Genomic DNA, 14962 nt, shown 5'->3' with positions numbered 1-14962 from the left:
TTCGGCGGGGTTTTTTTATGGCTGCTATTTACCGCCAGACGTGCGGCGCTGAAGCTGATCGCGCAGGTTCGGCGGCGTACCTTTGATGGTCAGGGTATCGGTGGCCGGATCCCAGAAGATGCGTTCCCCCAACAGCATGGCGTCAAAGTTGATGGTTAACCCGCCGCCGCTGCCGGCAAATTTGGTTAACTGACGCAGCGTGCTGCGATCCGCCGGGAAACTCTCCTCAAGCTCATAGCCCTTTTCCGCAGTGAATTCCTGGAAGCTCACTTCGCTGACGCCCGCCAGCTCTTTTGACAGGGACTCCAGCTCAATCTCTTCCCCGGCCTGCAACTGCTCGTTGCAGTAGCTGTAAACCTGCTGACGCACGGTCTGGCGTTCAGATTTATCGAGCTGCGCTTCCGCCGTGAAGTCATCAACGGCCTGCAGCAGCCCTTTGTTCTGCGCTTTGGCGTTCAGGCCTTCGCTGGCACCGAGGAAGTCCATAAAGAAATCCGCCACTTTGCGGCCCACCCGCCCCTTCAGGAAGGTGAGGTAGCGGGTCGACTCCGGGTTAGTTTCCCACTCGGTCAAATCAATACGCGCTACAATATCCGCATGGTTGATATCCAGATAGTGCGTTGAGCTGATGTCCAGCTGCTCGTTCACGCGCATGCTGCTTAAGTTATTCAGCACGGTAACCAGCAGGTACTCGACCGCCAGGTAACGATAGTGGCAGAACAGGACAATACCGCCGTCGGCGAACGGATATTTCGCCAGCTCGTCGCGCAGACGCCCGGTTGCCGCGCGGCTAAACGCCAGGAAATCCTCCTCGCCCTGACGCTGCAGGCGCAGGCTATCGGCCAGCTCACTCTCTTCGCTGAACAGACCATAGGCTTTATTTTTAGCGCTGTAGACGCGATGCAGCTCTGCCATCATTTCCACAACGGTTGCCGTGGGTTCCAGTAACGAATCGCGTAGCACCACTTCAAGGGTTTGCTCATCACGCTTGATAAGCTGGTGCAAGGCAATCTGGTTGATTTCCAGACTCATGATAAACTCTCCTTTTAGACCGGGCGGTATTCAACCACCACCAGGACATGTGTGCAACAACAGATAAAAAAGGGGAAAAAAAGCTGTTGCTACGGTAATATGTTGCCCTTTCATCAACAAACTGATTTTGATTTATGCCACAACATTCCCGCTACAGTGATGAACACGTTGAACAACTGCTCAGTGAGCTGGTCAACGTACTGGAAAAACATAAAACGCCGACCGATCTCTCCCTGATGGTTTTGGGAAATATGGTCACCAACCTTATCAACACCAGCGTTGCTCCGGCTCAGCGTCAGGCGATCGCCAAATCTTTCGCCCAGGCGTTACAGTCATCCGTCAGCAACGACCAGGCCCATTAAGGGAAACGAACAACAGTTTATGGTGACGAATCGTCAGCGCTACCGTGAAAAAGTCTCCCAGATGGTCAGTTGGGGACACTGGTTTGCCCTGTTCAACATTCTGCTAGCGACGGTAATTGGCTGTCGTTATCTGTTTGTCGCAGACTGGCCCACAACGCTAACCGGGCGTATCTACTCCTGGATAAGCGTTGTTGGTCACTTTAGCTTTTTGGTATTCGCCACCTATCTGCTGATCCTGTTTCCTCTGACGTTTATCGTCATGTCGCAGCGTTTGATGCGGTTCTTGTCCGCAATCCTTGCGACGGTGGGGATGACGCTGCTGCTTATCGACAGTGAAGTGTTCACCCGCTTCCACCTGCATCTCAACCCTATCGTCTGGGAACTGGTGATCAACCCCGACCAGAACGAAACGGCCCGCGACTGGCAACTGATGTTCATCAGCGTCCCGGTGATCCTGTTGATTGAGATGCTGTTTGCCACCTGGAGCTGGCAAAAGCTCCGCAGCCTGACCCGACGCCGCCATTACGCGAAGCCCGTCGCCGCGCTCTTTTTCGTCTCATTTATCAGTTCGCACCTCATGTATATCTGGGCGGATGCGAACTTCTATCGCCCTATTACCATGCAGCGCGCTAACCTGCCGCTCTCTTATCCGATGACGGCCCGTCGTTTCCTTGAGAAACACGGCCTGCTTGATGCCCAGGAGTACCAGCGCCGTCTGGTCGAACAGGGTAATCCGGAAGCGGTTAGCGTGCAGTATCCACTGAGCGATCTGCGCTATCGCGATATGGGTCGCGGGCAAAACGTCCTGCTGATTACCGTCGATGGCCTCAACTATTCTCGTTACGAGAAGCAGATGCCTGCGCTGGCCGATTTCGCGAGTCAGAACGTATCGTTTACTCAACATATGAGTTCAGGTAACTCAACCGATGCAGGTATCTTTGGCCTGTTCTATGGCATTTCTGCCGGATACATGGATGGCGTGCTGTCTGCGCGCATTCCTGCGGCGCTGATCACCGGGCTTAATCAGCAGGGCTATCAGTTAGGGCTGTTCTCATCGGACGGCTTCAACAGTTCACTGTACCGCCAGGCGCTGCTCTCTGATTTCTCATTGCCTGCCGCGCAGAGCCAGTCTGATGCCCAGACCGCAAACCAGTGGATAAACTGGCTGCAGCGCTACGCGCAGGAAGATAACCGCTGGTTCTCGTGGGTGGCCTTTAACGGCACAACGCTTAACGACAGCAACCAGGCTGGCTTTGCTCGCCGCTACGGCCGCGCGGCCAGCGATGTTGACGCACAGATTGGCCGCGTGCTGGACGCGCTACGTGAATCAGGCAAGCTTGATAACACGGTCGTGATCGTGACCGCGGGGCATGGCGTACCGTTAGGCGACGAGACGAAGAGCATGAGCTGGTCACGTCCAAACCTGCATGTTCCGCTGGTGATCCACTGGCCGGGAACGCCGGCGCAGCGCATCAATATGCTCACAGAACATAAAGACGTCATGACGACCCTGATGCAGCGCCTGCTGCACGTCAGTACGCCAGCAAACGAGTATTCGCAGGGGCAGGATCTCTTCAGCGCCACGCGCCGCCATAACTGGGTGACTGCAGCTGACGGTAACACGCTGGTGGTGACCACGCCGAAGCTGACGCTGGTGCTGAACAGCAACGGGAACTATCAGACCTATAATCTGCAGGGTGAACGGCTGAAGGACCAGAAACCACAGCTTAGCCTGCTGTTACAGGTTCTGACGGATGAGAAGCGCTTCATCGCTAACTGATTAATAATAAACCAGTTAGCGACGGATTCCCTTGCATTCGAAACGGAATCGAGTAGTATTCTTTCTATGCGTCGGCACGTAGCGCAGCCTGGTAGCGCACCGTCATGGGGTGTCGGGGGTCGGAGGTTCAAATCCTCTCGTGCCGACCAAAAACACATTGAAAACCAGCCTATTACGGCTGGTTTTTTATTTTGCCTCGTCCGGTGTTTTGCGCAGGTACATCAGTGTAACCAGACAAATCACGGCTCCGGCATAAAACGTATATTCCGCGCCAAACGTTTCCCAGATGGCCCCGGCGCCCAGGCTGGCGACTAACAATCCCACGCCGCTGACCAGACTAAAAATGCCGTAGGCGGTACCGCGCAGATCCGCAGGTGCTGTTTTTGCGATCATTGCCGCCAGCAGCCCCTGCGTCATCCCCATATGCACTCCCCAAAGCGCAACGCCCAAAAGCATTCCAGCCCAGTGGGTGCTTAGCGCCAGCACAATATCTGCCCCAATCAGCATCACCAGGCCCCACTGCAGTAGTCGGGTGTGGCTCATCCCGTCCGATAACTTGCCAAACGGATAGGCAGAGAGGAAATACAGCAAATTCATGGCCACCATCACCAGCGGAATCAACGCCAGCAGCACCCCCGACTGCTGTGCGCGCAGGACAAGAAAGGCTTCACTGAAACGTGCGAGCGTGAAGATGGCGCCCAGGCCAATGACCCACCAGCAGCCTTTCCCGAGGCGCCTGAGGTTCTCTTTTTTGATGGGGTTCGTGCGTTTATGTTCGACGGGCGTTTTCGGCTCATGCAGGCCGAAGAAAAGCAGCGCCACAGCGAGGACGCCGGGGATCACCGCAATCCAGAAAATCGTGCGGAAATCATCGTTCCACAGCAGCATTAAGCCTACGGCCAGCAGCGGCCCGAGAAATGCGCCGACGGTATCCATCGACTGACGCAGCCCAAAGGCCGCGCCGCGAAGTTCCGGCGGCGTAACGTCAGCGACCAGCGCATCGCGCGGCGCGCCCCGGATCCCCTTCCCTACCCGGTCGATTAAGCGTGCCCCCAGAATCATGCCCGACGAAGAGGCGATAGCGAACAACGGCTTACTCAGCGCGCCAAGACCGTAGCCCAGCACCGCCAGTCCTTTACGTTTACCCAGGTAGTCACTGATGGCACCGGAAAAAACTTTGATAAACAGCGCGGTGGCTTCAGCCAGGCCTTCAATCAAGCCAATGAAAATCACGCTGGCTCCCAGCGTCGTAACCATAAACAGCGGCAGCAGGCTGTGAATGATCTCCGAGGAGATATCCATCAGCATACTGACCCCACCCACAACCCAGACGCCTTTCGGGATCCGGCTGAGCGTTGCAAACCGGGATAACATTGAACATCTCCTGCTTTATGTCGAACGACCTTGTTCGACACAGAATACCCTGGAAATGCGAATAAATATCATCACATATAAAAAAGCCAGCCCGCAGGCTGGCTTCTTATAGCAGGTGAATGCTCAGTGTTTTTCACGTCCGCCCAGGAAGAAAATGCCCAGCGGGATGGCCAGCAGAACGGTGAAGACAAGGCTGTAAACGAAGATCATCGCCGACTGCAGCACATACATGCTGGTAGTCCAGGCGGAGAGAGGAATGTTGTACTGTTCAATGACGCCAACAATGGTGGCCCGCCCGACGCACGCGGCAGCAATCATAAACACGACGAGTAGCGCCAGGAGGAACTTGCGGCCTTCAGGTGTTTTCAGTTTTGCACGAACCATCTCTCTTCCCTTTCACAGATGAATAACATTATCGATGGACTAAAATAACACGAACGCCCGTCACACTCCACACCAGTACAAACACCTGCCAAAACGGTTAATGCTAAGTTTATTACGCTGCATATAATGAAAATGTAAGTAAATAACACCAATCATTCATACTCGTTATGTTAGGCTGTTCAGGACCGTTTTGACATAAAGGAATGACAATGAAAAACGCACCTAAATTTGCCATCGCGCTTCTCGCCGCCGCGTGCGTCAGCACCAGCGCTTTCGCCAGCGACGCTCAAAAAGCGCAGCCGCTGGAAAAAGTTGCACCCTATCCGCAAGCGGAAAAAGGCATGAAGCGTCAGGTGATTCAACTGCCGGTTCAGCAGGACGAAGCGAATTACAAAGTCGAACTGTTAATTGGCAAGACGCTGGAAGTGGACTGCAATCAGCATCGTCTGGGCGGCCAGCTGGAAAGCAAAACCCTGGAAGGCTGGGGTTATGACTATTACGTCTTTGATAAAGTGACCTCTCCGGTCTCTACCATGATGGCCTGCCCGGACGGCAAGAAAGAGAAGAAATTTGTGACGGCCTATCTGGGCGACAACAGCCTGCTGCGCTACAACAGCAAGTTGCCGATCGTGGTATATACGCCTGAAAACGTGGAAGTAAAATATCGCGTGTGGAAGGCAGAAGAGACAGTCGGACAAGCGGTAGTACGTTAAAAACAAGTCGGGTGGCGGCTTCGCCTTACCCGACCTGCTAAACTAAAAACGGTAACAGATGTTACCGTTTTGCTTTTACCTTACAGCGCGATATCCGCAACCGGCTTGTTTTCCGGCTGAGGCTTCAGCTCCGCCTTCGGCGCAGCATCCGCAGCCTGCGGCTTCACGTACTGCAGCTGCAGCACGCGGCTGGTGTACTCCAGCTCTTGTTCCGTCGCATCCACGTTACCGTTCAGCTTCGTGCCGTAGGATGGAATAATGGTTTTCAGCTTCGCCTGCCATTCCGGGCTGGCAACTTTGTCTTTAAACACTTTTTCCATCAGGTGCAGCATAATTGGCGCAGCGGTAGATGCACCCGGTGACGCACCCAGCAGCGCGGCAATCGTGCCATCCTTATCGCTCACCACTTCGGTACCCAGACGCAGCACGCCGCCCTCTTTCGGATCGCGCTTGATGATCTGCACGCGCTGACCCGCCTGCCACAGACGCCAGTCTTCTTTCTTCGCCTGCGGATAGTACTCTTTCAGCGCCTCGAAGCGTTCTTCATCAGAAAGCATCACCTGGCTAATCAGGTATTTCACCAGGTCGAAATTATCCAGGCCCACGTCCATCATCGGTTTGACGTTAGAGGTGGTGGTCGCGCTCAGCAGATCCCAGAGGGAGCCGTTTTTCAGGAACTTGGTTGAGAAGGTCGCGAACGGTCCGAACAGCACCACGCGTTTACCGTCAAGCATACGGGTATCGATATGCGGGACGGACATCGGTGGCGCACCGACGGAAGCCTGACCGTACACTTTTGCCAGGTGACGGTTCACCACTTCCGGGTTCTCGGACACCAGGAACTGGCCGCCGACCGGGAAGCCCGCGTAGTCGTCAGCTTCAGGAATACCGGACTCCTGCAGTAGCTTCAGCGCCGCGCCGCCCGCACCGATGAAGACAAATTTCGCCTTAATGACGTGCTCGGCTTCATTGTTTTTCAGATCGGCAACCGTCACGCTCCAGCTGTTGTCCGGATTGCGCTTAAAGCCGCGCACTTCAGTGCTGAGCTGCAAATTGAAGTTATCTTTCTTCTTCAGGGACGCCACCAGTTGACGGGTAATTTCGCCGTAGTTCACGTCGGTGCCAATTTCGGTACGGGTCGCCGCCACTTTCTGGTTCGGGTCACGGCCTTCCATGACCAGCGGCGCCCACTCTTTAATCTGCGCGTGGTCTTCGGAGTATTTCATCCCGCGGAACAGGGTGCTCTGCTGCAGCGCAGCGTAGCGCGCGCGCAGGAAATTCACGTTTTGCTCGCCCCACACAAAGCTCATGTGCGGCACGGTATTGATGAAGGAGTGCGGGTCGTGCATCACGCCGCTGTTGACCTGGTGGGACCAGAACTGACGCGAGATCTGGAACGCTTCGTTGATCTCTACCGCCTTCTCGATACTAATGGAACCGTCCTTTTTCTGCGGCGTATAGTTCAGTTCCATGAGTGCCGAATGGCCCGTACCAGCGTTATTCCAGCCGTTCGAACTCTCCTGCGCCACGCCATCGAGGCGCTCGACCATGGTCATGGACCAGTCCGGCTGCAGTTCTTGCAGATAGGTTCCCAGCGTGGCGCTCATGATGCCGCCACCAATTAAAAGGACGTCCGTTTCCTGCTCTTTTGGTGCGTCTGCTTTCGCTGCCATTGAGACGGCGTTGAGCCCGACAGCCAGAGAAAAGAGCATGGCAGTCATTTTTTTCATAATTTATGCCTTAGTGTAAAAGTGCTTGATGCGTGGAAATTGCAGGTGAAAAAAGCTGCGTGGGCACGGTAACAACTTTTAAATATTGTTTAAAGGTTACGAAATTATTGTAATTGTGAAATTTAATGATGGATTGTTTGTAGGGGTTTGCGGTGCGCAACTGGTATAAGGAGGAATTTATGGCTACTATGCTGCACTTTGTGATCGCGCGCACGGAAGCCTGCCCTAACCAGCGAACTGTTATGTCCTTACCTCATTCTGCCGTATCCCCTGAAGACAGTGTAGCCAGCGTGCTGCACTCCCCTAAACAACTGGCGCGTGAAACGCTGGCGGGCGTGATTACCGCTCTGGCGCTGATCCCCGAAGTGATCTCATTTTCCGTGGTGGCGGGCGTTGACCCGAAGGTCAGCCTGATCGCCTCCGTGGTGCTGTGTCTTGCTCTCTCCGTGCTGGGCGGTCGTCCGGCGATGGTCACGGCTGCGGCGGGTTCCGTAGCGCTGGTGATTGGCCCGATGGTGCATCAGCACGGGGTACAATACATTCTTCCCGCCGTGCTGATGGCTGGCGTGATCCAGATTCTGTTTGGCGTGCTGGGCATGGCAAGGCTGATGCGCTTTATTCCCCAGTCGGTGATGACCGGATTTGTTAACGCCCTTGGCATTTTGATTTTCTTCGCTCAGGTGCCGCATTTCTGGAGCCGAAGCCCGCTGATTGTGGGCCTGTTCGTGCTGACGCTGCTGATTGTGCTGTGGGTGCCGCGCTATATTAAAAGCGTCCCTTCCCCGCTGATTGCGATTGTGCTGTTAACCCTTTTCACCGTCACCACCGGTCAGATCCTGCCGACTGTCGGTGATGAAGGCTCAATGACTGGCGGTCTGCCTGGATTTACCGAGCTGCTGGTGCCGCTTAATTTACAGACGCTGAACATTATCTGGCCGTGCGCGTTGAGTATTGCCTTCGTCGGTCTGCTGGAGTCCCTGCTGACGGCAAAACTGGTGGATGAACTGACGGTTACGCCCTCCAGCAAGCGTCGCGAGAGCATCGGGCTGGGCATGGGGAATATCATGGCCGGGCTCTACGGTGGCATTGCGGGCTGCGCGATGATCGGACAAACCATCGTTAACGTGGAGATGGGAAAAGGACGAAGCCGCATTTCAACCATTGCGGCGGGCATCGTGCTGCTGCTCCTGGTAACGGCGCTCAGCGAAGTGATGGCCAAAATCCCGATGGCGGTGCTGGCGGGGATTATGGCGATTGTTGCCGTCAAAACCTTCAGCTGGCAAAGCCTTCAGCCCGCCACGATAAAAAATGCCCCGATTGACGAAACGGTGGTGATGCTGGTGACGGTAGCCGCCACGGTATCAACCGGCAACCTGGCGGTTGGCGTGCTGGGCGGGATTATCGTCATGGCACTGATCCCCGCCCGCATTAAGCGTCGGGTTAAAGCAGAAAAATCGTTGCCAGCCCAAGAAAAATAAAGAAACCGCCGGTATCGGTGATGGCGGTGATCATCACGCTCGACCCCACCGCGGGGTCGCGCCCCAGTTTGGTCATCGTCAGCGGGATAATGACGCCCATCATCGATGCCACCAGCAAATTCAGCACCATCGCCAGCATCATCACGCCGCCTAAGGCCATATCGTCATACAGCCACCATGTGATGCCGCCCATAATGCCGCCCCATACCAGGCCGTTAATCAGCGCCACGCCCATTTCCCTGAAGATCAGAAAGGCGAAGTTACCGGGCTGAATATTTTCCAGCGCCAGCGCGCGGACGATCATGGTGATGGTCTGGTTTCCGGTGTTGCCGCCAATTCCGGCCACAATCGGCATCAGCGAGGCCAGCGCTACCAGCTGCGAAATGGTGTGTTCAAAGCCGTCAATCACGCGAGAGGCGATGAAGGCGGTACACAGGTTAATAGCCAGCCAGGCCCAGCGGGTTTTCACCGCCTTACCGACGGAGGCGTGGACGTCATCTTCGGCGCTGATCCCGCCTAGCGCGCGCAGGTCGTTATCGGTCTCTTCATAAACCACGTCAACGATTTCATCGATGGTCAGACGGCCCATCAGCTTGCCAACGGAGTCTACGACCGCCGCACTCACAAGGTCATCACGTTCAAAGGTACGCGCCGCTTTTTCCGCATCGTCTTCCGGGGAGAAGACCATCGGCTCGTTTTCCATCACCTCGCTCACCCGCTGCTGGGCGCTGTTGAGCAGGATGGTTTTCAGCTCCAGCTCGCCGAGCAGGGTTTTATCCCGCGAGGTGACAAACAGCTTATCGGTGTTGTCCGGCATTTTGCCCAGGCGGCGCAGGTAGCGCTGCACGGTACCGAGCGTGACGTCCGGACGTACCGTGATAACGCCGAACTCCATGATCGCGCCGACGCTGTTTTTCTCGTAGTGCATCACCTGACGCACGCGCGCACGTTCATCGGCAGGCAGAGAGGCCAGCAGGCGGCCGGTCAGGTTACGCGGCAGATGCTGTACAAGGTAAATCTGCTCGTCGATATCCAGGGTTTGCAGGGCGTCGAGGATATCCCGATCGCTCATCTCGTCGATCAGGTCATCCCAGACGTTTTCGGAGGCTTCAAGCAGAACCTGGCCGCGCTCGTGATCCTGTACCAGGCGCCAGAGGGCGTGACGCTCTTCCGAAGGAAGCGCTTCCAGGGTATCCGCCAGATCCGGCGGCGGTAAATGAGCAACCAGCGCACCTACCTCAGCAATATCGTCGGCTAAGGTGCCGACATCATATTGCTCAGCCAGGGTCAGTTTGCCTAATAGCGTAGACGTGACCGCTTTATCGGTCGTGAGAAGCCAGATGAGTCGCGCACGTTCCTGGTCACGCTGCCTGGCGCTGTTTTTCTTTAATACCGACATCAATCATAAATCCATTAAATGAGTTGAGACTAAGCATAGCGCGAGGATATGTAAATAAGAATAAACAGCGAGGCGGGATGGAGAAAAAAGCGGCATTACGGCCACGATTATCCCCTCTCCCCGTGGGAGAGGGTTAGAGTGAGGGCATCAGGCCGTGCGCGCCACCGCGTCACGCGACGCCGCATCGCGCTCGTCGCCGGTCAGCTCGCTCAGCCTGCCGTCGCGCATCTCCAGCAGACGGTCGGCGTGAATGAAGTAATGATCGTCGTGGCTGATGGCGAAAATGGTCTTGCCCATCTCCTGCATCAGCGGCAGCAGCACCTGATAAAACTCGCGGCGGAAGTGCGGGTCTTGATCCGCCGCCCATTCATCCAGCAGGATGATGTCACGCTCTTCCGCCAGCGCCAGCAGCAGCGCCACGCGCTTCTTCTGACCCTTAGAGAGCTTGAGGTTCAGGATTTTGCCGTCCTGGAGCTCCAGCTTGTGCGACATCTGCAGCTGCGCAAGCCATTTCTCAACCAGCGCCGGATTGGCCTGCTGCCCTTCCGGCCCAAGCAGCTGGTCAAACAGCCAGACATCGGTGAATACCGCTGAGAAAAGCTTGCGGTAATCCTCGGGTTTCTCCGCGCTCAGCGCCTTACCGTCCAGCAGGATCTCGCCCGACTGCGGCTGGTAAAGTCCGGTGAGTAACATCGCCAGCGTGGATTTTCCGCTACCGTTGCCGCCGATGAGGAACAGCAGTTCGCCGCGGTGAATCGTCAGGTTGACCGGTCCTACGGAGAAGGCGTTGTCCTGATAGCGGAACGTCACGTCGCGCAGCTCCAGGGTCTGCCAGTTCGGGAAGGCCTGCGGGCGCGGGAATTCAGCCTTAAATGGCGCCAGGTCGAACTTCTTAAGCTTGTTAAACGCCACCTGCGCGCTCAGCAAGGTTGGCAATGCGCCGACGGCCGAGAGCAGCGGCGTACGCAGAAACAGCAGGGTCAGCGAGTAGGTCGCCGCCACGTTGGTATCCGCCCAGCCCAGGCTGTTCGCCATCCAGAATACCAGGCCAATGGCGCCCAGCATCATAATGTTGGACCAGTTCACCGCGCTCAGGTGGAAGGTATCGGCGCGAATAATATGGTGCCGGTATTCGCGCGCGTCCGGGACATAGAGGTTATTGAAGATATGCTCGGCACGCTCGCGGTTGAGGGTCAGCTCTTTGCGCCCTTCCAGTACCGTCTGGTAATCGTTATAGAGCTTATCTTCCGTTTCGCGCAGGACAGCCATGTGTTTATAGACGCGCGACACCAGCATGAAACCGCCCCAGATGGTGATGGCAATCCACACCGCGGTCACCGCCAGCATTTTGGTCGAAAGCCAGGCGAGATAGGCCGCCGAGCCAAAGGTCAGGATGATCCCCTGCACCAGCTCCGGCAGGCGGACAAACGCGATGGTAATCGCGCGCACGTCGCTGGTCAGCCCCGCCAGCAGGGAGGCGCTGCCGAGCTGCTCCACGCGCTCAACCTGCGTGTCGAGGATCCGCTTGATGAACTCGCTGCGCAGGCGGAAAACGAAATGGTGACCAAGCGCGGTCAGCGCCAGCTGAGAGCCGAGCGTAACCGCCATCAACAGCAGCAGCAGGCCGAGAAACTCCGGCAGAACCGAGAGTGAGGTATCGACCATTTCGATCAGCCGCACGTTTATAAACGCGATCAGGCCAATACCCAGCGCCGCGCTGGCAAGGCTTAAGGCCATTACGGCAATGAAGGGCCAGCGGTACTGACGCCAGACAAGAAGAAGTAGTTGCATGCAGGCAATCCGGACAATAAAAATCAGCCAGCAGTGTAAACTGCCCTGAGCGGACATCAAGAATAATTCTTATTTTTGTTTGTTCAATCCCGCCTGACGGAAAGTCAGATTATAGCGGTACTCGCCAGTGAGGGGATGAACCCCGGGCTTCAGGGGCTGAATGCCGTGATAGTACAGCCGTGACTCCCTGCCCCACACCACCACGTCGCCGTGCTCCAGCATAATGCGCCTGAGCGGATCGTTGCGGCGCAATCCGCCAAACTGGAAGACGGCGGGCAGACCCAACGATACCGAGACGATGGGTGCACGCAGATCGGGCTCATCCTTGTCCTGATGCAGCGAGAGCTTCGCGCCGATGGCGTAGCGGTTAATCAGGCAGGCATCCGGCCGGAAGTCAGGGTAATCTGCGGCCACGGCAGCCTCGTGACAAAGCGCCTGAAACACCGCAGGCATGGGAGGCCACGGCCGGCCGGTCGTGGGATCGTTCGGGGCATACACATACCCACGTTCGTTCGTCGCCCACCCCAGTTCGCCGCAGTTGGCCATGGCCACCGACATGGTGTAGCCGCCCGGCGTCACCATATGGCGAAACGGTGAAACCGCCGTGACCTCTTCAATACCGGCAAGCAATGCCGCCGCACGGGAGAGTGCAAAGCGGCGCAGGATCACTGCCCCGGGCGCAAGCGGCTCCTGCCACGGTTCAGCATCCGCAAAAAGATCGAGCATTATCCCTCCCGGCGTTTCGCCTCACGTTTCAGTAATAGCGCTTTTCGCACCGCCCCCCAGCGATAGCCCGACAGCGCGCCGTCGGTGCGGACCACGCGGTGACAAGGGATCACAATCGCCAGCCTGTTTGCCGCACAGGCACCCGCGACGGCACGCACCGCGTTGGGCTGGCCAATCGCCTTCGCCACCTGCTGATAGCTGGCCGTTTCCCCGCAGGGGATGTCACTAAGGGCCTGCCAGACCCGCTGCTGGAACGCGGTGCCGCGTATATCCAGCGGCAGCGCCAGCGGCACCGCGTGGTTATCAATACTGGCAATGACCTGGCTGATACGCTGGGCAAAGGCATCTTCCTGCGGGGCATGCTCCGCGTTTGGAAACAGCGTCGCAAATTCTTCTGCCAGTTTGGTATCGTTGTCGCCCAGCAGTATCGCGCAAATCCCCCGCTCGCTTTCCGCAACCAGGCAGCGTCCTAGCGAACAGTCGCCAATGGCGTAACGCACCGCCACCTCGCCTTTGCGGTACTGCTTCGCCGTCATGCCCAGCGCATCGTTGGCTTTGCGGTAATAGCTGCTGCTGTCGGGAAACCCTGCCGCCAGCACGGCATCGGTAATTTTATTTCCCTGCGCAAGCGCCGCGCGCAGACGCTGCCCCCGCGCCGCCTGCTGCCAGGCTTTTGGCGTCATCCCGGTGACGGACTTAAACAGCCGGTGGAAATGGAAAGGACTCATGGCGACCTGCTGCGCCAGACCTTCAAGCGTCAGCGCGGGATCCTGCTCCAGAAGGCGACAGGCGTGCTCCACTTTCGCCAGCTTTTGCTGATTCGGATCGCGTTTGTCCGGCATGCAGCGCTTACACGGGCGAAACCCTGCCTGAACGGCATGCTGGACATCGGGATAAAAGCAGACGTTTTTACGCAGCGCGTGACGGGCGCGGCATGACGGGCGGCAGAAAATCCCCGTCGTCTGCACGGCAAAGACAAACCGATCGTCAGCGCGCGGATCGCGAGCCAGAACGGCCTGCCAGCGATCCTCATCATTCATATAGGTTGGATTTTTCATCATCAGCTCCTCTTACAAGCATACCTTTAGCGTGCCCGAGTGCCAGTGATAAAAAACCCGCATCCTTGCTTTTTAATTTTTGTCGCTCACCAGGAAGCTGTTGAACTGCGGCGAGCTCCAGGTTTTGAACCCGTCGCCCTCTTTAGTGATCATATAAACCGCCAGTCCTTCCTGACGAACCACCTCTTTGGCTTTTTCCGGGCCGAGAACCATTAATCCGGTATCCCAGGCGTCGGCTTCCAGAGCAGTCGGCGCAATCACGGTCACCGAGACCAGGTTATGCGTGATGGGACGTCCGGTCAGCGGATCGATCACGTGCGAAATACGCTTCCCGTCGAGTTCGTAATAGTTACGGTAGCTCCCGGAAGTGCTGATGCCGTGCCCGTTAATATCCACAATGGCCTGTACGGCGTTTTGCCGATCGGTCGGTTTTTGAATCGCCACGCGCCACGGTTTACCGCTGGCGTTCATGCCCCGGCTGACTAACGCGCCCCCCACGGAGACCAGGTAGCGCGATATCCCTTCCTGCGTCATCAGCTCGGCAAGGTGATCCGCCGCGTAACCTTCACCTACCGTCGACAGATCGACAAACAGATCGGGGATGTCTTTCTGCAGATACTGCTGGCCGTACTGGTTGATCACCGTCAGATGCTTTAGCCCTGTCCGGGCGCGGGCATCATCAATGGCCGCCTGATCGGGTGTGGTATCCGGCTGTTTGTTCGGGCCAAACCCCCAGAGATTGACTAGAGGCCCGACGGTGACATCCATCGCGCCGTTGGTTTTATATCCCACGCGCATTGATTCGGTGACGATATCGGCCATCGCTTCGCTCACCGGCCACAGGGAGGTACTGGTGGAAAGATTGAAGCGCATCAGCGCCGAGTCATTTTTATAGGTTGAGAGCAGCTGGTCGTCGGCGTCCAGCTGAGACTGGATTTTACCGCGAAGTTCATCAGCGCGCGTTTTATCCAGGCCCATCACGCTGACGCGCCAGAAAGTGCCCATCGTTTTGCCTTCGAGCACCGTCGCGGCGGGTGCATCGGTTTTCGCCACGGGCGCGGAATCGTCACACGCGGTCAGGAAAAAAAGCATAGCCAGAAAGCTGGCGCGTAAAAAAGTCATGTCCATTCATTAT

The 14962-nt window shown here is 56.7% G+C and carries 13 protein-coding genes and 1 tRNA gene; 5 read left to right on the top strand and 9 right to left on the bottom strand.

Features of this window, described 5'->3' with window-relative positions; genetic code table 11:
- Window positions 1-24 precede the first annotated feature (24 nt).
- A complete protein-coding gene (gene yejK / locus IM265_RS16755) occupies window positions 25-1032 on the bottom strand; it encodes a nucleoid-associated protein YejK (protein ID WP_008500957.1) in 1008 nt (335 codons plus the stop codon).
- A gap of 134 nt (window positions 1033-1166) precedes the next feature.
- On the opposite strand from yejK, the gene IM265_RS16750 reads away from it, so the two are divergent.
- The 3 genes from IM265_RS16750 (at window position 1167) to IM265_RS16740 (ending at window position 3323) form a co-directional block, all read left to right on the top strand.
- Window positions 1167-1394: a YejL family protein gene (locus IM265_RS16750; protein WP_014884596.1), complete on the top strand. Its 228-nt coding sequence runs from the start codon at window positions 1167-1169 to the stop codon at window positions 1392-1394.
- Window positions 1395-1413: 19 nt separating this feature from the next.
- Window positions 1414-3174 carry an LPS biosynthesis-modulating metalloenzyme YejM gene (gene yejM / locus IM265_RS16745; RefSeq protein WP_028013888.1) on the top strand — a complete coding sequence of 587 codons (1761 nt, stop codon included), beginning with the start codon at window positions 1414-1416 and terminating at the stop codon, window positions 3172-3174.
- A gap of 72 nt (window positions 3175-3246) precedes the next feature.
- Window positions 3247-3323, top strand: a tRNA-Pro gene (locus tag IM265_RS16740).
- 37 nt (window positions 3324-3360) lie between these two features.
- Here the strand turns inward: IM265_RS16740 and IM265_RS16735 are convergent.
- Window positions 3361-4548 carry an MFS transporter gene (locus IM265_RS16735; protein ID WP_193030458.1) on the bottom strand — a complete coding sequence of 396 codons (1188 nt, stop codon included), beginning with the start codon at window positions 4546-4548 and terminating at the stop codon, window positions 3361-3363.
- Window positions 4549-4671: 123 nt separating this feature from the next.
- Window positions 4672-4932, bottom strand: a complete 261-nt coding sequence (locus IM265_RS16730) for a DUF2534 family protein (RefSeq protein ID WP_008500962.1) — start codon at window positions 4930-4932, stop codon at window positions 4672-4674.
- A gap of 209 nt (window positions 4933-5141) precedes the next feature.
- Between IM265_RS16730 and eco the strand changes: the two genes are divergently transcribed.
- Window positions 5142-5645 carry a serine protease inhibitor ecotin gene (eco, locus tag IM265_RS16725; RefSeq protein WP_028013891.1) on the top strand — a complete coding sequence of 168 codons (504 nt, stop codon included), beginning with the start codon at window positions 5142-5144 and terminating at the stop codon, window positions 5643-5645.
- An 80-nt stretch (window positions 5646-5725) separates the two neighbouring features.
- Here eco and mqo read toward each other — a convergent pair whose 3' ends face one another.
- A complete protein-coding gene (mqo, locus tag IM265_RS16720; RefSeq protein ID WP_193030456.1) occupies window positions 5726-7375 on the bottom strand; it encodes a malate dehydrogenase (quinone) in 1650 nt (549 codons plus the stop codon).
- 188 nt (window positions 7376-7563) lie between these two features.
- Between mqo and IM265_RS16715 the strand changes: the two genes are divergently transcribed.
- The gene (locus IM265_RS16715; RefSeq protein ID WP_193030541.1) at window positions 7564-8853 is read left to right on the top strand and encodes a SulP family inorganic anion transporter; all 1290 of its coding nucleotides are present in this window, start codon (window positions 7564-7566) and stop codon (window positions 8851-8853) included.
- On the opposite strand, the gene mgtE is transcribed toward IM265_RS16715, so the two are convergent.
- From mgtE to apbE, 5 genes are all read right to left on the bottom strand, one after another.
- Entirely contained in the window at window positions 8816-10252 is a 1437-nt protein-coding gene (gene mgtE, locus IM265_RS16710; RefSeq protein WP_028013894.1) for a magnesium transporter, read from the bottom strand. The genes IM265_RS16715 and mgtE overlap by 38 nt on opposite strands.
- Before the next feature lie 147 nt (window positions 10253-10399).
- Complete coding sequence (locus IM265_RS16705) at window positions 10400-12043, bottom strand: multidrug ABC transporter permease/ATP-binding protein (RefSeq protein ID WP_063155068.1); 1644 nt, start codon at window positions 12041-12043, stop codon at window positions 10400-10402.
- Between the two features lie 69 nt (window positions 12044-12112).
- Complete coding sequence (gene alkB, locus IM265_RS16700; RefSeq protein WP_041908975.1) at window positions 12113-12769, bottom strand: DNA oxidative demethylase AlkB; 657 nt, start codon at window positions 12767-12769, stop codon at window positions 12113-12115.
- On the bottom strand, window positions 12769-13827 hold the full coding sequence (gene ada, locus IM265_RS16695) for a bifunctional DNA-binding transcriptional regulator/O6-methylguanine-DNA methyltransferase Ada (RefSeq protein WP_193030539.1): 1059 nt from the start codon (window positions 13825-13827) through the stop codon (window positions 12769-12771). The genes alkB and ada overlap by 1 nt, the downstream gene beginning before the upstream one ends.
- 72 nt (window positions 13828-13899) lie before the next feature.
- Window positions 13900-14955, bottom strand: a complete 1056-nt coding sequence (gene apbE, locus IM265_RS16690; RefSeq protein ID WP_048958745.1) for an FAD:protein FMN transferase ApbE — start codon at window positions 14953-14955, stop codon at window positions 13900-13902.
- Between the last annotated feature and the right edge of the window lie 7 nt (window positions 14956-14962).

Origin of the sequence: Enterobacter cloacae complex sp. P17RS (genome assembly GCF_014895885.1) — a bacterium.
Taxonomy (GTDB): domain Bacteria; phylum Pseudomonadota; class Gammaproteobacteria; order Enterobacterales; family Enterobacteriaceae; genus Enterobacter; species Enterobacter bugandensis.
This window is presented reverse-complemented; position numbering and strand designations above follow the sequence as displayed.